The organism is Streptomyces sp. NPDC051136 (assembly GCF_044455745.1).
GTDB lineage: Bacteria > Actinomycetota > Actinomycetes > Streptomycetales > Streptomycetaceae > Streptomyces.
The window spans coordinates 144,454-161,608 of record NZ_JBITFE010000014.1; the positions used below are offsets into that span (position 1 = coordinate 144,454).

Annotated in this window: 16 protein-coding genes; 9 read left to right on the plus strand and 7 right to left on the minus strand. The window is 74.5% G+C overall.

The genetic code is table 11. The annotated features are described in order from the left end of the window. Positions 1-46 precede the first annotated feature (46 nt). From ACIBCJ_RS33065 to ACIBCJ_RS33075, 3 genes are all read right to left on the minus strand, one after another. Positions 47-1,369 (minus strand): cation:proton antiporter, encoded by a 1,323-nt coding sequence (locus ACIBCJ_RS33065; protein WP_362513845.1) that lies wholly within the window; start codon positions 1,367-1,369, stop codon positions 47-49. Positions 1,370-2,395: 1,026 nt separating this feature from the next. After that, complete coding sequence (locus ACIBCJ_RS33070) at positions 2,396-3,439, minus strand: polyprenyl synthetase family protein (protein WP_365981378.1); 1,044 nt, start codon at positions 3,437-3,439, stop codon at positions 2,396-2,398. Positions 3,440-4,275: 836 nt separating this feature from the next. Further along, positions 4,276-4,677: an SRPBCC family protein gene (locus tag ACIBCJ_RS33075; protein WP_365981379.1), complete on the minus strand. Its 402-nt coding sequence runs from the start codon at positions 4,675-4,677 to the stop codon at positions 4,276-4,278. Positions 4,678-4,712: 35 nt separating this feature from the next. On the opposite strand from ACIBCJ_RS33075, the gene ACIBCJ_RS33080 reads away from it, so the two are divergent. Further along, entirely contained in the window at positions 4,713-6,053 is a 1,341-nt protein-coding gene (locus ACIBCJ_RS33080) for a PP2C family protein-serine/threonine phosphatase (RefSeq protein WP_365981380.1), read from the plus strand. A gap of 95 nt (positions 6,054-6,148) precedes the next feature. Here ACIBCJ_RS33080 and ACIBCJ_RS33085 read toward each other — a convergent pair whose 3' ends face one another. After that, entirely contained in the window at positions 6,149-6,460 is a 312-nt protein-coding gene (locus tag ACIBCJ_RS33085; protein ID WP_362510885.1) for a hypothetical protein, read from the minus strand. 140 nt (positions 6,461-6,600) lie between these two features. Here ACIBCJ_RS33085 and ACIBCJ_RS33090 point away from each other — a divergent pair, with 140 nt between their 5' ends. The 3 genes from ACIBCJ_RS33090 to ACIBCJ_RS33100 are packed head-to-tail and all read left to right on the plus strand — an operon-like array spanning position 6,601 to position 8,392. Next, a complete protein-coding gene (locus tag ACIBCJ_RS33090) occupies positions 6,601-7,311 on the plus strand; it encodes a nucleotidyltransferase family protein (protein WP_362104144.1) in 711 nt (236 codons plus the stop codon). Continuing rightward, a complete protein-coding gene (locus ACIBCJ_RS33095; protein WP_393528147.1) occupies positions 7,308-7,667 on the plus strand; it encodes a BON domain-containing protein in 360 nt (119 codons plus the stop codon). The genes ACIBCJ_RS33090 and ACIBCJ_RS33095 overlap by 4 nt, the downstream gene beginning before the upstream one ends. Next, positions 7,667-8,392: a metallophosphoesterase gene (locus tag ACIBCJ_RS33100; RefSeq protein WP_365981381.1), complete on the plus strand. Its 726-nt coding sequence runs from the start codon at positions 7,667-7,669 to the stop codon at positions 8,390-8,392. Before ACIBCJ_RS33095 ends, ACIBCJ_RS33100 begins: the two co-directional genes overlap by 1 nt. Here the strand turns inward: ACIBCJ_RS33100 and ACIBCJ_RS33105 are convergent. Further along, positions 8,374-9,042, minus strand: coding sequence for an N-acetyltransferase (locus tag ACIBCJ_RS33105; protein WP_362104148.1), 669 nt, complete (start codon positions 9,040-9,042; stop codon positions 8,374-8,376). The genes ACIBCJ_RS33100 and ACIBCJ_RS33105 overlap by 19 nt on opposite strands. Positions 9,043-9,151: 109 nt before the next feature. Here ACIBCJ_RS33105 and ACIBCJ_RS33110 point away from each other — a divergent pair, with 109 nt between their 5' ends. From ACIBCJ_RS33110 to ACIBCJ_RS33125, 4 genes are all read left to right on the plus strand, one after another. Further along, positions 9,152-11,644: a molybdopterin-dependent oxidoreductase gene (locus ACIBCJ_RS33110; protein ID WP_365981382.1), complete on the plus strand. Its 2,493-nt coding sequence runs from the start codon at positions 9,152-9,154 to the stop codon at positions 11,642-11,644. Further along, positions 11,641-12,132, plus strand: a complete 492-nt coding sequence (locus ACIBCJ_RS33115; RefSeq protein ID WP_365981383.1) for a hypothetical protein — start codon at positions 11,641-11,643, stop codon at positions 12,130-12,132. The genes ACIBCJ_RS33110 and ACIBCJ_RS33115 overlap by 4 nt, the downstream gene beginning before the upstream one ends. A 153-nt stretch (positions 12,133-12,285) precedes the next feature. Then, positions 12,286-12,819: a DoxX family protein gene (locus ACIBCJ_RS33120; protein WP_362104154.1), complete on the plus strand. Its 534-nt coding sequence runs from the start codon at positions 12,286-12,288 to the stop codon at positions 12,817-12,819. Between the two features lie 97 nt (positions 12,820-12,916). Beyond that, positions 12,917-13,480 (plus strand): hemerythrin domain-containing protein, encoded by a 564-nt coding sequence (locus ACIBCJ_RS33125; RefSeq protein WP_362104156.1) that lies wholly within the window; start codon positions 12,917-12,919, stop codon positions 13,478-13,480. An 87-nt stretch (positions 13,481-13,567) separates the two neighbouring features. Here the strand turns inward: ACIBCJ_RS33125 and ACIBCJ_RS33130 are convergent, their stop codons facing one another. Next, positions 13,568-14,602, minus strand: a complete 1,035-nt coding sequence (locus ACIBCJ_RS33130; protein ID WP_365981384.1) for an NAD-dependent epimerase/dehydratase family protein — start codon at positions 14,600-14,602, stop codon at positions 13,568-13,570. Between the two features lie 531 nt (positions 14,603-15,133). Here ACIBCJ_RS33130 and ACIBCJ_RS33135 point away from each other — a divergent pair. Continuing rightward, the gene (locus ACIBCJ_RS33135) at positions 15,134-16,354 is read left to right on the plus strand and encodes an MFS transporter (protein WP_399284115.1); all 1,221 of its coding nucleotides are present in this window, start codon (positions 15,134-15,136) and stop codon (positions 16,352-16,354) included. 256 nt (positions 16,355-16,610) lie between these two features. Here the strand turns inward: ACIBCJ_RS33135 and ACIBCJ_RS33140 are convergent, their stop codons facing one another. Next, on the minus strand, positions 16,611-17,138 hold the full coding sequence (locus ACIBCJ_RS33140; RefSeq protein WP_362104162.1) for a hypothetical protein: 528 nt from the start codon (positions 17,136-17,138) through the stop codon (positions 16,611-16,613). Positions 17,139-17,155: the final 17 nt, after the last annotated feature.

The following is a 17,155-nucleotide window of genomic DNA, read 5'->3' on the forward strand; positions in this document are numbered from 1 at the left end:
AGGACCGGCCACCCGCGGCGTCGTCACCCGCGCCCTCCGCTCCCGGCTAGCCCTCCTGCTCCGCGCCCTCCGCAGCGGAGGACGACGCCCCGGACGAAGAGGAGGCCCGGGCGGGTACCGGCACCGGCCGGCTCCCCGACTGCGGCTCCGCGCCGGTCCCGCCGCCCGCCGCCGCGTCCCGTTCCGTCCCGCCCGGCAGCAGTCGGCCCACGGCCCGGAGCGCACCGGCGAGCAGGTGGGCGCGTCCGGCGACGACGGGTCCGAGGACGGCGAGGACGAGCACGTATCCGGCGATGAAGGGGGCGAGCCGCGCGTCGAGTCCGGCGCCGGCGGCCATGGCGGCCAGGATCAGCGCGAACTCCCCGCGCGCGACCAGGGTGGTGGCGATCTCGGCGGCCGGTTGGCTGCCGTAGCGGTACACCCGGGCCACGCACAGCCCGGCGACGACGTTCATGACGACGGTCAGTGCCGCCGCGGCGGCGACCGGACCGGCGACGGAGGCGAGGTCGCCGGGGTCGATGGCGAGTCCGAAGGCGAAGAAGAAGATGGCCGCGAAGGCGTCGCGCAGCGGATGCACCAGTTCGCGGATCCGCGGCCCCGAGGGGGTGCCGGCGAGGATCAGACCGACCATGAAGGCGCCGATCGCGTCGGCGACGCCGAGGACTTCGGAGACCCCGGCGACGAGCACCGCGGCCCCGAGGAAGCTGATGACGAGCAGTTCGTTGTCCCGCGTGTCGATCAGCCGGCCCACGAGGCGAGTGCCGTAGCGGGCCGCGGCGGCCAGCACCAGCAGGAAGCCGAAGGCCTTGCCGGCCTGCAGGAGCGTGTCGGCCGTGCCGTGCGCACCCGCGACGACCGGTTGCAGGGCGGCCAGGTAGAGCGCGAGGAAGATGTCCTCCACGACGATGACGCCGAGGATGAGCCGGGTCTCCGGGCGGCCGATGCGGCCCAGGTCGATGAGGATCTTGGTGACGATGGCGGACGAGGAGATACCGAGCACGCCCGCCAGCACCAGCGCCTCGCGCACGCCCCACCCGAGGACGAACCCGAAGCCGAGCCCGGCACCGACGTTCAGGAGCAGGTAGATGCCCCCGGCGCTGAGCAGGCGTTTGCCGCCGCTCCTGAGGTCGTCCAGGTGGAACTCGAGACCCAGGTAGAAGAGCAGCAGCACCAGTCCGAGCGCGGAGAGCATCTCGAAGTCGTGCGCGTCCTCGACCAGGACGAAGCCCGGTGTGTGGGGGCCGAGCAGGATGCCGGCGAGCATGAACAAGGGGATCGTCGGCAGTCCGATCCTGCCGCCGAGGCGGGCGAGGAACGCGGCGGCCACGAAGGCGCCGCCCATGGCGAGCAGCGTGTCAGCGTGTCCCACGGGTCACCGCCTTCGAGCGCGCGGAGGGACGGGAGGGCTTCAGTTGACGGGGATGGATGCGCATGCTCCTTCGTCGGTCGTGCGTCGTCTGTCGCGAGTCGTTTCGGTCGTGCGTCGTCTGCCGTGAGTCGCCTCGGTCATGAGTCGTCGGTGCTGCGTCGTCTGCCGTGGTCGTCGGCCGTTCTTCTCCGGTCGGGCATGGCGCGGTCAGTCGGGCATGGCGCGGTCGGTCGGGCATGGCGCGGTCGGTCGGGCATGGCGCGGTTGGTCGGGCATGGCCAGGTCGGTCGTGCGTCGTCAGGTCGAACCGTCGTGGACCGCCCGTGACGCCGTGGCATGACGCCCCTCCGGGAGGAGCGGGACACCGGCGTACGGACACGAGCCCGGACGTCGAGCGCTCCTGCCCGGACCGTCTCCACGGCGGCACGCCGCCCGGTGGTCGGCCGCCGGCACCGCGGGTGCGCACGGCACGCCCGGATCTCCGGCCGCGCGGCAACGCCCGCCAACGGGCGGAACAGGCTTGCCCGGAACGTCCCCCGGCCCCCGAAGAGCCCCCGGGGCTGGGCGTCGCTCCACGGTCACACGCCGGGCCCCCGCACGGCCATCGGGGACGACACCCAAATGGCCGGGCGGCCGACACCCATCGGCCGCCCGCGCGGGGCGGCCGGCCGAGCGAGAAGGAGGCGCCGCGACCGACTCGGGGATACCGGCCGCGGCGCCTCCTGCCGCCGCCCCGGGCGCGGGAGGACGACGCGCGCGGAGCTTGTCCGGCGAATTCCCCGGTCCCCCGCCATGACACTGCGCCAACGGAGTGGTCATCAGGCCCTCGCCGGTCCAGCCGGGCCAGGCTCGCCGATCTCCGTGGGGCGGGGGTCCCGCGAGTCGGCCCAGATACGGGCTGGTTCGCCCTTCAGGCTGGGCACCGGTCGCGGGCCGGCCCCGCGAGTGGGTCCGCCGCCACCGCGGCGGTTCTTCCGTGACGACGGGTCGGGCCGGTTCAGCGGAGCCGCGGCCGGGAGGGCCCGTTCAGGATTGACGGCGGGTCATCGCCCTGGCGATGTCGTGAAGCCGGCGGTAGGCGTCGGCGGTCGGCCGGGCCTGGGTCAGGGACCGCAACGCGGCCGCCAGGTGGCGGCGTGCTTCGTCCTCGGCCGCCTGCCGGCCGCCCGCCTGCTCCACGAGGCGGCGGGCCAGGTCCACGTCGGTCGCCCCCGGCCGGTGCGGTGTGCGGTACAGCTCGCGCAGCCGCTCGGCGGCCGGGCCCCGGGCGGCCAGGGCCGCCACCACCGGCAGGGACTTCTTGCGCGCGGCGAGGTCGGCGCCGACCGGCTTGCCGCTGCGCGCGCTGCGGCCCCAGATGCCGAGGATGTCGTCCGTGCACTGGAAGGCCACGCCGAGGCTCCGGCCGAACTCCCGGAGTCCGCCCACCCGGACGGCGTCCGCACCGGCCAGCACGCCGCCCAGTGCGCAGGCGCAGCCGATCAGGGAGCCGGTCTTGCCCGCGGCCATGGCCAGGTAGTCCGCGACCGACACCTCGTGCGCCTTCTCGAAGGCGACGTCGCGGCTCTGTCCCTCCACCAGTTCCAGGAGAGTGCCCACGAGTTCCCGCACGGCCGTCTCGGACCGGCCCGCCGGCACCTGGGACAGCACGCGCAAAGCCGCCGCCAGCAGCGCGTCCCCGGTCAGGACGGCGGCGGGGGTCCCGAACAGCGACCATGCGGCGGGCCGGTGGCGGCGCAGCACGTCGCCGTCGATGACGTCGTCGTGCAGGAGGGTGAAGTCGTGCACCAACTCCACCGCGACGGCGGCGGGTACCGCGTCCGAGGGGTCCGCCCCGACGGCCGCAGCCGACAGCAGCGCGAGAGCCGGGCGTACGGCCTTGCCGCCGCCGGACGCGGCCGCGCGGGGCGCCCCGTCGGCCTCGCACCAGCCCCGGTGATACCGGGCGACGAGGCTTTCCTCGGCCGGCAGCGACTCGACCGCGGACCGCAGGGCGGGCGCCAGCATGTCGTCCACCCAGTCCAGCCGCGGGAAGGCACCTGCCGGGGCCGGGTCGCCGGTCTGCGGCATGTGCTACTCCTCACGAGGGCGGGGCAGGAGGACCGGAGCGGGTTCGCCGACGGTGTGCGCGGAGCGCCGTGGCGGCCGTCGCACCAGTCAATCGGCTGCGGCATCGCCGGGAACGGCTGCGGCACCCCGCCCGGCGAAAGATCACCGGAGCGGCCCAGGTCCGTGACCCCGGTCCCGGCCGGCGCTCCCGCCTCCCCGGACACGCCGTCCGCCCCGCCGCGCGGGGCGACGGGGCGGACGGCTGCGGACGGTCGGTCAGCACGGTGTGGTTGCCATCAACTTCTCGAAGGAAGCCATGCAGTCCGGGCAGTGACGCGCCCGTTCACCGTCGGATGCCTCCATACGTTCGCGGAGCTGCTGTCCGCACAGTGTGGCCGCGGCCTGTTTGGCCAACACGTGCCACACCAACGCTCCGCCCGCCTTCTCCGGGCCCACGCACATTTCGTACATGATCGGCCTCCCAGCCTGGACGCCGCTGACACCCTCCAGGAGACACCGGTTGGACCGTCACCAGTACTGAGCGGGGTCCATTCGGGTGACGGCCGCCTCGTCCGACCGGGGCGGCCGCCCACCCGGACGGCTGCAAACGATCAGCCAACCGGCTCTGCACGGGTGCGCGTGACGTGTCGTCAGGTCGCGCGTACGCCGGTGACGACGAAGCCGCGGCGCGGGCGGGCCGGGAACGGGGCGGGCCGGGATGCGGGCGGGCCGGGACGGGGCGGGCCGGGATGCGGGCGGGCCGGGACGCGGCCGGCGCAGCACGGTCCCGTCGCGGAAGAACCGCCCGCCTCTCCCCCCTCACGCTCGGACAGCGGGTCGGTAACGGTGACTCCCCCTCAGCGCGTGTGCGTGCGCACCTGCTCCTCCAGCCGCCGCAGGCTGCCGTCGAGTGCTTCGGCGACCGCCTGCCCTCCGGGGTCGTGGCTGTCGTCGAGGAACGAAAGGTGCACCGTGACCTCGCTGGTCCCGCCGTCGAGTCCGGCGACCTGCAGCCAGCCGGCGTAACTGCCCTGCTCGCGCGTGCCCCATTCGATCCGCATCTGCTCGGGCCGGGCGCTCAGCAGGGCCGAGGTGTCCTGGTCGGTACGGTCCTCGTGCACGGTGACGGCGGGCGGCTCCTCCGGTTCCACGTGCAGGTCGCGGGGCAGCCAGGTGTCCAGTCGCCCCACGTCCGCGGCGTGGTCGAAGACCCGCTCGGGCGGGGCGTGCATGGTGCGGGAACGCTCGTACTCGGTCATGCGGCACCACTCCTCGGCGCTCGGGGGCGTACAGGGTGACGCGTGCCCCTTCCCGTAGGACCGAAGCACCGCGCGGGCGGCCGCCTCGACGGGCGGAGCGGGGGGCGCGATGCCAGACTGCTGGGCATCGTCCCCGCCGCGGCGGGCTCCCGACGAGAGGAGACGAGGTGTCCACGTCGGACCCGGACGACGCGGCGCTGCGGCGGTTCCTCGCCGATCCGGCCCACCTCACCCAGGACCTGCGCACCGCCACGGTACGTTCCGCCAAGGCGCTGGGGCTTCGGCAGGCCGTCGTCTACCTCGTCGACATCCAGCAGCGTTACCTCGTCCCCCAGACGGCCGTGGCACCGGCGCTCCCGGTCGACGGATCCCTGGCGGGTTGGGCGTACCGCACGCAGTCGCTCCGGGTGGAGGAGTCCAGGACGGGCGGCGGTATCACCGCATGGTTCCCGCTGCTCGACGGAGCCGAGCGGCTCGGCGTACTGGCCGTCGACGAGACGGCCCTCACCGCGTCCTCGCTGACCCGCGGCCGTGCGCTGGCTTCGCTGCTGGCCATGATGATCACCTCCAAGCGGGCCTACGAGGACTCCTTCGTCCGGCGCACCCGCACCGAGCGCATGCAGCTGCCGGCCGAGATGCTCCGCGCCCTGCTGCCCCCGCGCACCATCGGCGACGGCACCGTGGTGTCGACGGCCGTGCTGGAACCCGCCTACGAGATCGGCGGCGACGCCTTCGACCACGCGCTCACCGACACGACACTGCACGTGGCGGTTCTGGACGCCATGGGCCACGACCTGGCGTCCGGACTCACCAGCACCGTGGCGCTGGCGGCCTGCCGCAACGCCCGGCGCACCGGCCTGCCGCTGCCCGAACTCGTGCGGAGCGTGGACGAGGCGCTGTCGAACTGGCTGCCGGACAAGTTCTGCACGGCGGTCGTCGCGCAGCTCGACCTGGTCACGGGGCTGCTGCACTGGGTCAACTGCGGTCATCCGGCGCCCATCCTGATCCGGGACGAGCGGTTGATCATCGATGCGATGGAGCGCGACACCGACCCGCCCATGGGCATGCCGTCCCTGCTCACCGCACAGGAGCGGCGGACGCACGAGATCGCCCTGGAGCCCGGGGACCGGGTGCTTATGTACACCGACGGGGTCGTGGAGGCCCGCACCCGGGAGACCAAGCTGCTGGGGCTCGAACGTTTCGCCGACTACGTCATCCGGGCGACGGCGGGCGGAGAACCGGCCCCGGAGTCGTTGCGCCGGCTGATCCACTCGATCCTGGCCACCCAGGAGGACCGGCTGCGGGACGACGCGACGCTGCTCATGTTCGAGTGGCAGCCGCCCTCCGACGCCGGGACACGCCCGCACCCCGGCTGACGACCGGAGGGCCGGCCGTGACGGGAGCCCGGCGGGGCGGCGCCGGGCTCCCGCCCGACGGGGCTCGCCCGCGTACCGGTCACCTCCCGCGGCTCTCACACGGCGTGCCCCTGTGCGCGCAGCCATGCGTGCACGGTGTCCTTGTCGGCCGGTGTGATCCGGACCGGGCCCTCCACGTACGGTCCCTCGTCCTCGGTGAAGCCGGTGTCCGTGACCCTGGCGGTGACCCAGGTGGCGAGGTCCTGGGCGGCCCGTTCGGACAGCGCGCCGCGCTCCCAGCCCTCGCGGGCCTCGCCCGCGGCTGCGGGCTCGTGCCGTTCGGTCTCCTCGAGAAATGCCGCCACCAGCCGTTCAACGGTCCGGCGGTCGGCGGAATCGGTCTGCTGTGGCATCCGCTTGTCGCTCATGCGGGCCGGGTGCCCGTCCCCGCGCGCCCCACCCCGCCACGGGTCACGGTGTCGGCGGTACGGCGCCGGGTACCCGGAGGGGCAAGGGGAGGGCCGGTCCGTTCCGGTCCGCCGATGGCGACATCCGGAAGGGGACAACGATGACGCAGCCCGCCGACGACCACGCTCCCGGCAGGCGCACCGGCGTCTCCGAGCTGCGCCCGGCCGCCGGGGAGGCCGGGTCCGTCCCCCGGCACGCGGCGCCGCACGAGGATCTCCCGCTCGACCGCAACCAGGCGATCCTCCAGGCGGCCAAGCAGGTCGGCTCGATCCTCAAGAAGGCGGAGCACCCGTTCGCGCTGGCGGGGAGCGTCGCCGTGTACGCACACGGCGGCACGCAGAACCTCCAGCACGACGTCGACTTCTGCATCAGGCCCGAGGACGCGGACGCCGTCGCCGCGACCTTGCGCGAAGCGGGGCTGGTGGTCTATACGCCGCCCGAGGACTGGCTGCTCAAGGCGGACTGCCTCGGTCAGCAAGTGGACCTCATCTTCGAGATGGCGCACGATCCCGTCACGACGGAGCTGTTGGCCCGGGCCCAGGACCTGTCGGTCGACTCGGTGCTCATGCCGGTCCTGTCGCCGACCGATCTGCTGCGCGGTCTGCTGGCGGCCTTCTCGGAGCACCACTGCGACTTCGGGGCGGTGCTGCCGATCGCCCGCACCCTGCGCGAGAAGATCGACTGGGAGACGCTGCGCCGGGAGTGCGGCGAGGAGCCGATGCCCGCCGCGTTCTTCTTCATCCTCGAACGGCTGGAGATCGTCCCGCCGTCCGGTTCACCGGTCACCGCCCCGAAGGAGGAGCAGCCATGAGCGACCCCGTCGGACACCAGGGCCCCGCGGCGAGCGGCCCCGCCTCCGCGGCCGGGGACCGCGACGACGCCGGGCACGCCGAGCACGCCGGAAGCACCGAGAGCACCGGGAGCTCCCAGAACGCCGCATACCGTGTGGCCCACCTTCAGGAGCGGCTCGCCGCCGAGGAACTCGGGGAGCTGGGCGTGCGCGCCGAGCTGAGGGCCGGGTCGGTCGCGCTCACGGGCACCGTGCCGTCCGCGCAGTGCCGCGATGCCGTGCTGCGTCTCGCCCGTGAGGAGCTGGCGGGGCTGACCGTGCACACCGACCTCGTGGTGGCGGAGACCACCCGCCCCGACCATGCCGAGGAGCTGTGATGATCCGCGTCGCCGCCGTCGGAGACATCCACATGGGCCCCGACAGCGAAGGCCTGCTGCGGCCCGCGTTCGACACCCTGCCCGACTGTGCCGACCTGCTGCTGCTGGCGGGGGATCTCACCCGTCACGGCACGCCCGAGGAGGCACGGGTGGTGGCCCGGGAGGTACGCGACCTGCCGGTCCCGGTGGTGGCGGTGCTCGGCAACCACGACCACCACGACGAGCAGCCCGAGAAAGTCACCGACATCCTGCGGGACGCCGGCGTGACCGTGCTGGAGGGCGAGGGAACCGTCGTGGAGTGCGCCGGCGGCCGGCTGGGGATCGCGGGGACCAAGGGGTTCGGCGGCGGCTTCGTCGGGCGCAGCGCGGGCGAGTTCGGTGAGCCGGTGATGAAGGAGTTCGTCCGCACCACCCGCCGCTCGGCGGACAGTCTGCACGCCGCGCTCAAGGAACTGGGCGAGAAGGACTGCGCGGCCCGGGTGGCGCTGACCCACTTCTCCCCCGTCGCCGACACGCTGGCCGGGGAGCCACCGGAGATCCATCCGTTCCTCGGCAGCTATCTGCTGGCGGAGGCAATCGACACGGCCGGCGCCGACCTGGCCGTCCACGGCCACGCGCACCTGGGCTCGGAGCACGGGATGACGGCCGGCGGGGTCCGGGTGCGCAACGTCGCGCAGCCGGTCATCCGCCGGGCCTTCAACGTCTATCAGCTGGGCGCGGACTGACGGTCCGTCCGCAGGTCCGGTGCCGTCTCCTGCGTCGTACGGCCCAGGCAGGTGACGTCGGCGGGGTCGAGTCCGGCCGCCGCGACCTCGTGGAAGCCCAGCCGGTCGTAGAAGGCCCTGGCCGGGGTGTTGGCCGTCGCCATGACCAGGTGGACGGCCGGTACCCCGCGCTCCCGCAGAGCGCGCCAGAACTCCCGCATCAGGGCCCGGCCGTGGCCCTGCCCCTGCCACTCGGGCAGCAGGTCGATGTGCAGGTGGGCCGGGTACGCGGCCAGTTCGGGGACGACCATGCGCTCGGGGTCGTGCAGCAGTCCCGCCATGATCTCGTCCGGGGTGCCGGGCGGTCCCTGGGGCGCCGGGTGGCGGTCCGCGACCCGGGGCAGCCACTTCGCCCGGAACTCCTCGGCGAAGCGCGCGGTGTCCGCCGTGCCGAGGACGTAGCCGACGGCACGGCCCTCCCCGTCGTCCAGCACGAAGGCCAGGCCGGGGTCCAGGTGGACGTAGGGCGCGGCGAAGATGGCCGGGAGGATCGCGGGGTCGGCGTACACGGGCCTGCTGTCGCGGCCGTTGTGCGCGGTCCGGATGCAGATGTCGTCGAGGGCCGGGGCGTCGGACGGGCGGTAGGGGCGTACGGAGGCAGTCGCGGTCACCCCGCCATCCTGCCCGCTTGGGAGCGCTCCCACAACCGGTCGGCCTGCATCGCGCTGGACCGGGTACCCGGCGGCCGGCAGTGCGGCGGAGGTTGGCGGGAGGCCGGCGATGGAGGATGCGACGGACCGGATCGCGCGCCCGTGGGGCCCCCGGGTGCCCTACGGGCGGCACGAGACCTGGCCGGCCCGGGTGGACACGTTCCTCGCGGACGGGGTGGAGCCCGGTGCGGTGCAGCGGTGGGTGCAGTCCGCGTCGATCCTGCACTCCGACGGCGACGCGATGGACATCGCGGTGGCCGACGGCCGCATGGTGGGCGTCCGGGGCCGGGACGTGGACCGGGTCAACCGCGGCAGGCTCGGCCCGAAGGACCTGTTCGGCTGGCAGGCGAACGCCTCCCGTGACCGGCTGACCCGGCCGCTGGTCCGGCGCGAGGGCCGGCTGGTGGAGACCGACTGGGACACCGCGATGAACCTGGTGACCGCCCGCTCGCGCGCCCTGCTGGACGAGCGGGGGCCCGGCTCGATCGGCTTCTACACCTCCGGTCAGCTGTTCCTGGAGGAGTACTACACGCTGGCGGTCCTGGCCCGGGCCGGCATCGGCACCAACCACCTGGACGGCAACACGCGGCTGTGCACGGCGACGGCGGCGGAGGCGCTGAAGGAGACCTTCGGCTGCGACGGACAGCCCGGCAGCTACGACGACTTCGACCACGCCGACGTGATCGCGCTGTTCGGTCACAACCTCGCCGAGACCCAGCCCGTGCAGTGGATGCGGATCCTCGACCGCTTCGAGGGGGCCGACCCGCCGCGCCTGCTGTGCGTCGACCCGCGCCCCACCCGCGTCGCCGCACACGCCGCCGTCCACCTCGCGCCGCGCGGCGGCACCAATGTCGCCCTGCTCAACGCGCTGCTGCACGAGACGATCCGGCACGACCGGGTCGACCACGGCTTCGTCGCCGCGCACACCGTCGGGTTCGACGAACTGGCCGCCCGGGTCGCCGACTGCACGCCGAAGTGGGCGGCGGACATCTGCGACGTCCCCGCCGCCCGGATCGAGGAGGCCGCCGAACTCGTCGGCACCACCGAGGCGTTGGTCTCCACCGTCCTCCAGGGCGTCTACCAGTCCCACCAGGCCACCGCCGCCGCCGTCCAGGTCAACAACCTGCACCTGATCCGCGGCATGCTGGGCCGGCCCGGCGCCGGCCTCCTCCAGATGAACGGCCAGCCCACCGCCCAGAACACCCGTGAGTGCGGCGCCGACGGCGACCTGCCGGGCTTCCGCAACTGGCAGAACGACTCCCACGTCGCCGACCTCGCCGAGGTGTGGAACGTCGAGCCGGAGACCATTCCGCACTTCGCGCCGCCGACCCACGCGATGCAGATCTTCCGTTACGCCGAGCAGGGCTCGCTGCGGATGCTGTGGATCAGCGGCACCAACCCGGCCGTCTCGATGCCCGAACTGGGCCGCATCCGCTCGGTCCTGGCGCAGGAGCGGCTCTTCACGGTCGTACAGGACCTGTACCTGACGGAGACCGCGCAGCTGGCCGACGTGGTGCTGCCCGCCGCCACCTGGGGCGAGAAGACCGGCACGCTCACCAACGCGGACCGCACGGTGCACCTGTCCGACAAGGCCGTCGAACCGCCCGGCGAGGCCAGGCCCGACCTGGACATCTTCCTGGACTACGCCCGGCGCATGGACTTCCGGGACAAGGACGGCGGCCCGCTGATCACCTGGGACGGTCCCGAGTCGGCGTTCGAGGCGTGGAAGCGGTGCAGCGCGGGCCGCCCCTGCGACTACACGGGCCTGTCCTACGCCGGGCTGCGCGGCACCGGCGGCATCCAGTGGCCCTGCGACGAGCGGGCCCCCGAGGGCACCACCCGGCTCTACACCGACGGCATCAGCTGGGCCCACCCGGACCTGTGCGAGAGCTACGGCAAGGACCTGGAGACCGGGGCGTCGCAGGAGGTCGTGGAGTACCGCTCACTGAACCCGGACGGCAGGGCGATGCTGAAGGCCGCGGCCTACCTGCCGCCGCACGAGGAGCCCGACGAGGAGTACCCGTTCCAGCTCACGACGGGCCGGACGCTCTACCACTTCCACACCCGTACGAAGACCGGCCGGGCGCCGCAGCTCAACGACGCCGCTCCGGACGTGTGGGTGGAGATCTCCACCGGCGACGCGGAGCGGCTCGGTCTCGGCGAGGGCGACCTGGTGGAGGTCGCCGGCAGGCGCGGCGCGCTGCGCGGGCGGCTGCGGGTGACCGGCATCCGGACCGGGCTGCTGTTCGTGCCCTTCCACTACGGCTACTGGGACACCGACGGCGGCTCGGGTCCCGGTGCGGACACGCCGGGGCGGGCCGCCAACGAGACGACCATCACCGACTGGGACCCGGCCTCCAAACAGCCGCTGTTCAAGACGGCGACGGCCGCGCTCACCCTCGTCGAGCGCTCGGACGGCCGGCCCTCCCCCGCCCCCACGACGACCGCGTCGGCACCGGCCGCCGCCGGCGCGGCCCCGCCCACCGCGGGCGGAGCCGCGGCCCGCACGGTACGGCAGGAGCCCGCCCCGTTTCCGCACGGCGACGAGGGAGGCACCCGGTGAACGGCATCACCCTGACCCTGCGCACGCTGCACCGCGGCGAACGGCACCTGGCGCACGACCTGGTGACCGTCGCCGAGCGGCACCGCGCCGAGCACGAGGTCCACCACGTCGCCACCGACCTGGCCCGCTGGTCCCGCGAGCACGTGCGGCGGCTCGCCGAGACCGGCGCGGAGCACGGCGTGGAGCTGGGGGAGGCTCGGGACCCGGCCGCCGCCGGTGTCCTGGCGACGCTGCGCGAGAGGGCCTCCGAGGCGGTCGCGCACCGGCCGGAGCCCGGACTGCTCCTCCTTCGGGACCTGCGGGAGCTGCACCTCGCGGCGGCGGAGAACTCCTTGCACTGGGAGATGCTCGCCCAGGCGGCCCAGGCCTACAGGGACGGCCGGCTGCTGGCGCTCGTCTCCTCCTGTCACCCGCGGACGCTGCGCCAGATGCGCTGGACCAACACCATGATCAAGAACTTGTCGCCGCAGATCCTCACCAGTCTGTGACCTGCGTTCTCCCCGCCCGGCGGGGTGCCGGACCGTACCGGTGCGCCCCGCGCGCCGAATGGCGGCGCCCGGCCGGGGCACCAGATGATCCCAGAGGGGCACCACCCCGCTGGTGATCCCGTCGCACCCCCTCGGAGAGAGCGAGAGAGCGTCATGAGTCTTCTGCGTCTGGCCGGCCGGCCGATGCTCGCCTCGATGTTCGTCGCGGGCGGCCTGCAGTCGCTGCGCAGGCCGCAGGACGTGGCACCGGCGGCCGAGCCGGTCGTGCGGCCGGTGACCGACCGCGTGTCGGTGCTGCCGGACAGCACCGAGCAACTCGTACGGCTCAACGGCGCCGTGCACGTGGTGGGCGGCCTCATGCTCGGCCTCGGCCGGTGTCCGCGGGTGGCCGCGCTGGCCCTCGCGGCGACGCTGGTCCCCACCACGCTGGCGGCGCACCGGTTCTGGGAGGCGGAGGACGCGTCCGACCGCGCCCAGCAGCGCATCCACTTCCTGAAGAACCTGTCCATGATGGGCGGCCTGCTGATCGCGGCCGACGACACGGGCGGCGCGCCCTCGTGGCTGTGGCGCGGACGGCACGCCGCCCGGGGTCTGCGGCGCGACGCCCACCTGGTGCAGCGCACGGTCCGCGCCACAGCCGGACCGGCGTCCCGGGCGGGCGGTGTGCGGGCCAAGCTCGGGAGCTGAAAGGCGCGTTAGCCCGCGGCGTCCCCGGGGACCCGGTGGTCCGTACGCCCGTGGCGGGTCGGTCCCGCAACCGCCACGACTTCGCTGGAGGTGGAACATGGGACACGGAGGAAACGTCATCGACGAGCTGACGACCGATCACCGCGAGGTCGAGGAGCTCTTCGGCAAGATCGAGGCACTGCCGCCCGGTCACAAGGACCGCAAGCTGTACGCCGATCAGGCCACGATCGAGCTGATCCGGCACTCGGTGGCGGAGGAGGCGTATCTGTACCCGGCCGTCCGCGAGCACGTGGCGAACGGGGACGCCCTCGCCGACAAGGAGCTGGAGGACCACGCCGGCGCCGAGCAGATCATGAAGGACCTGGAGGGATGCGCGGCGGACGACGCCGAGTTCGACCGGTTGATCGGCAAGCTGATGAGCGAGATCCGTGAGCACGTCGCCGACGAGGAGGGCAACCTGTTCCCGAGGCTCCGCGAGGCGTGTCCCGCGGACGCCCTGGACCAGTTGGGCGACAAGGTCCGGCAGGCGAAGAAGACGGCGCCCACCCGGCCGCACCCCGCCGCCCCGGACAAGCCGCCGATGAACAAGCTGCTCGCCCCCGGCGCGGGCATGGTCGACCGGGTGCGGGACGCGATGTCGGGCCGGGGCAAGTCCGGCTGAGCGGCCACCGCCGCCACGCGTGAGGGGGCCCTTCGCCACGGCGAAGGGCCCCCTCACGCGTCTGTGCCGGGCGGCCACGCTCTCACGTCACGCCCACCACTCCCCCGTCCCCTTCCGCGCGGCCCCGTCGGTCGCCTCGGGGACCGGGTCGGGCCGTCCGCGCAGGGCGGCGACGGTGCGTTCCAGCCCGTCCTGCCAGCTCACCCCGGGCAGCCAGCCGAAGATCTCACGGGCGAAGCCGGTGACCGGCCGGGGCTCGGCGTGCCCGTGCCCGGGATCCTCGACGAAGGCCAGCGGCGAGTCGGAGCCGGTCAGCTCGATCACCAGCCGGGCGATCTCCGCGTCCGTGGGCTCCTCGTCGCCGCCGATGTCCACCGGCCGCACCGAGCGGCCGGCCGCGACCAGCAGGACGCCGTCGACCATGTCGTCGACGTAGCACAGGGGGCGGGTCCGGCTGCCGTCGCCGACGACGGTGACCGGCCGCCCGGCCAGGGCCTGCACGATGGCGGCGGCCGGGGTGTTCGCGCCGTCCGTCCGCATGCCGGGTCCGTATCCGGAGAACAGCCGGACGATCCCGGCGTTCGATCCGTGGGCCTCCGCGTGCGCGGCGACCAGCGCCTCGGCGAACCGGGTGGCCTCGGCGCGGGCGCGGTGGGGACGTAGCGGGTCGGCGTCGTCCGGGAAGCCGGCATGGGCGTCGGAGCACACCGGCGCGGAGGAGGCGAGCAGGAACCGGGCGCCGTCCCGGTCGGCGACGTTCAGCGCGGTACGGGTGCCCAGGCCGCCCGCTTCGAGCACCTCCACGGGCCGCTCCGGCCGGGCGGCCGGGGACGCCGGGCCCGCGAGGTGCAGGACCAGGTCGTAGGGGCCGGTGAGGGCGTCGGCGCAGCCGGGATCCGAGACGTCTCCCTCCAGGAACCGGAAGCCGGGACGCCCCGCCAGGTGGGCCACCTTCTCCGCACGGCCGGTGGAGAGGTTGTCCAGGCAGTCGACGCCCGCGCCCGCGTCGAGCAGCCGGGTGCACAGGTGGGAGCCGAGGAATCCGGCGCCGCCGGTCACCAGGACACGGCCCCAGGGCGCCCGGGACTCCCCCGGTGGGCTGAACGCCGCCGTCGGCATCATGAGGACGACCTTTCTCCCTCGGCGGGGCGCGACCGGAGTACCGGCGCGCGCCTCGGCGGTGCGCCCGGCGCGCTCACGGAGAGCCGAAGAGCCTGCCCCGGGTGCCCCGCCGGGGCGACCGCATGCGCCGGTGTCCGCCGACGGCGTCACGCACCGTGATTACGGTCACGGCCGACGGACGGGCGGCAGGTACCCGGCGCCGTGATCACGTACTGTGTTCAAATCCACTCGGCCCGTCAAGTGGGGCTCGCCCGGCGGCCCTTGACCCGGCCGGGCGGCGGGCGGGGCGCGGACCGGTGACGACTCGCCGACGCCTTCTGTCACGATGGTCGGCGCCGTTTCCGGCCCAGTGGAACGGTCGCGCAGCGCAGCCGGCCTACTCGTTCCCGTCCGTTTTCCTTCCGGGTCCCCGACCCGCCTTCGAGTGGCGCCCCTGTGTCTTCTTCCTCCGCCCCTGCCCCGCCGTCCTCCCCCGCCGCGCCGTCCGGGTCCGCGTCCCGCTCGCCGTGGCGTTCCCTGCGGTACCGCAGCATGCGCTGGTGGTCGGTCGCGAACTTCGTGTCGAACGCCGGTACGTGGATGCAGCTGACCGTGCAGAACCTGCTGGTCCTGCAGATCACCGGGTCCGCCGCGGCGACCGGTCTGTCCATGTCCGTGCAGGCCGCGCCCGCGCTGTTGATCAGCGTGTTCGGCGGTGCGGCCGTCGACCGCTGGCCGCGCAGACTGACCGCCGCGGTCAGCCAGGCGCTGCTCGGCGCGGTCGCGTTCGTGACCGCGGTCATGGTGGCGCTGGACCGCCTCGACCTGACCACGCTCATGGTGCTGGCCGCCGTCACCGGTGTCGTCGCCACCGTCGACGGCCCGGCGTGTTCCCTGCTCGGCAACGACCTCGTCCCGCGCGAGGACGTGCCCTCGGCGATCGGGGTGGGGGCGCTGGTGCACCAGGCCGGCCGGCTCACGGGCGCCGCGCTGGCCGGTGTGACGGTCGGTTTCCTCGGCACGGCCGCCGCGTACGCGGCCAACGGGCTGTCGTTCCTGTTCGTGGCCGCGGTCATCCCCTTCCTGCGCCCGGCGCGCGGTTCCGCCGGGCAGACCGGGACGGTCAAGGAGGACGGTCCGCCGGACACCATGAGCGTGCGCGAGGGGCTGGCGTTCTTCGTGCGCCGCCCCCGGCTGCTGGCGCTGGCCGGTGTCACCGGGGTGAGCGCGGTCTTCGGGCGCAACTACCAGCTGACCCTGGCCGTGCTGGTCACCGGGCCGCTCGCGGGCGGCGCGGGGTCGTTCGGCACGGTGTCCACGGTGCTGGCGGCCGGCGGCATCGTCGGCGCCGTCCTGGGCGCCCGGCTGCGCCGCCCCTCCGTGCGGGTGGTGGGGGCGCTGGCGGCGGCGGGCGGGCTGCTCCAGGTGGTGGCGGGCATGTCGCCGTCGCTGGCCGTCCTGCTGGTGATGGTGCTGCCGATGGCCGTCGTGGAGTCCGTCTCCGACACCGCGGGCACGGCCGTGCTCCAGACCGACCCGCCCGCCCACCTGCGGGGCCGGGTCCTCGGGGTGTGGGGCAGCATCGGCACCGTCTGGGGCCTGGGCGGGCCGCCCGCGCTGGGCCTCCTGATGGAGCTGGCCGGCGCCCGCGGCGCCCTGATCGCGGGCGGGCTGATCATCGCCGGCACGATCGGTGCGGGCCACCTGCTGCGCGAGCGCGGGACGAGGGTGCCGCGGGTGTCCCCGGTGGCGCACCTGGAGACGGCTGCCTGAGGCCCACGCCGGGCGGCGCCGGGCATCGCCCCGGCCTTCCGGGCCCAGCGCCCGACGCCGGGCATCGCCCCCGGCCTCCTGGGCCTGCCGCCCGACGCCTGCCGTCGGCCGCCCGCACACACCCGCACGGAGCCGCCGGCGATTGCCGCCGGCTGCCTGCGCACAGCGACAGCCGACAGCCGTCTGCCGCCCCATGCCTACCGGACGCCGACTGCCGCCCCATGCCTGCCGGACGCCGACTGCCGCCCGTCGCCCGTCAGGCGACGAGGGCCTGGCCCGGGTCCAGGCGGGCCAGGAGCTGGGCGTGGTGCAGGGCGGCGACGGGGGCGACGAGGTCCGGATGGCGCAGCAGGGCCGCCGCCCGGCGGTCGGACTCGTCGGGTGCCAGCAGGCGCCGGAACTCCACCGGCGTTCCGGCCGGGGGACCGCCGTCGGCCAGGGCGGCGACGGCGGGACCGGCGAGCGCGGGCTCGGTCAGCAGGCAGGCGGCCCAGCTGGCGACGACCTCGTCCACCCAGGTCCGCCAGGCGTCCGCGTCGGGGTCGGCGAAGGCCGCGCCGTCGGCGCCGGTGATCCAGTCGAGCCGTGCGGCCCCGCCGGGGCCCGCGACGCCGAGCAGCGCCACGTCCATCGGGGTGGGATAGCGCAGCCGGGCCGCGACCGTGACGGCCTGCCGGGCCTGCACCTCGCACAGGGCGTCCGCCAGCGCGCCCCCGGACGCCGGGTAGGCGCGGGTGAGCCACTGTGCGGTCGCCGCGATGACGGGGGAGAGATCTGTGTGCACTGGCGGGCCGTCCGAAC

Excerpts from the sequence above, each read along its gene's own strand:
- ACIBCJ_RS33070 (WP_365981378.1), bottom strand. The coding sequence starts at position 3,439 with ATGCCGCAGACCGGCGACCCGGCCCCGGCAGGTGCCTTCCCGCGGCTG.
- ACIBCJ_RS33125 (WP_362104156.1), top strand. The coding sequence starts at position 12,917 with ATGGGACACGGAGGAAACGTCATCGACGAGCTGACGACCGATCACCGC.
- ACIBCJ_RS33085 (WP_362510885.1), bottom strand. The coding sequence starts at position 6,460 with ATGAGCGACAAGCGGATGCCACAGCAGACCGATTCCGCCGACCGCCGG.
- ACIBCJ_RS33130 (WP_365981384.1), bottom strand. The coding sequence starts at position 14,602 with ATGATGCCGACGGCGGCGTTCAGCCCACCGGGGGAGTCCCGGGCGCCC.
- ACIBCJ_RS33110 (WP_365981382.1), top strand. The coding sequence starts at position 9,152 with ATGGAGGATGCGACGGACCGGATCGCGCGCCCGTGGGGCCCCCGGGTG.
- ACIBCJ_RS33090 (WP_362104144.1), top strand. The coding sequence starts at position 6,601 with ATGACGCAGCCCGCCGACGACCACGCTCCCGGCAGGCGCACCGGCGTC.
- ACIBCJ_RS33100 (WP_365981381.1), top strand. The coding sequence starts at position 7,667 with ATGATCCGCGTCGCCGCCGTCGGAGACATCCACATGGGCCCCGACAGC.
- ACIBCJ_RS33120 (WP_362104154.1), top strand. The coding sequence starts at position 12,286 with ATGAGTCTTCTGCGTCTGGCCGGCCGGCCGATGCTCGCCTCGATGTTC.
- ACIBCJ_RS33135 (WP_399284115.1), top strand. The coding sequence starts at position 15,134 with ATGCGCTGGTGGTCGGTCGCGAACTTCGTGTCGAACGCCGGTACGTGG.
- ACIBCJ_RS33075 (WP_365981379.1), bottom strand. The coding sequence starts at position 4,677 with ATGACCGAGTACGAGCGTTCCCGCACCATGCACGCCCCGCCCGAGCGG.
- ACIBCJ_RS33095 (WP_393528147.1), top strand. The coding sequence starts at position 7,308 with ATGAGCGACCCCGTCGGACACCAGGGCCCCGCGGCGAGCGGCCCCGCC.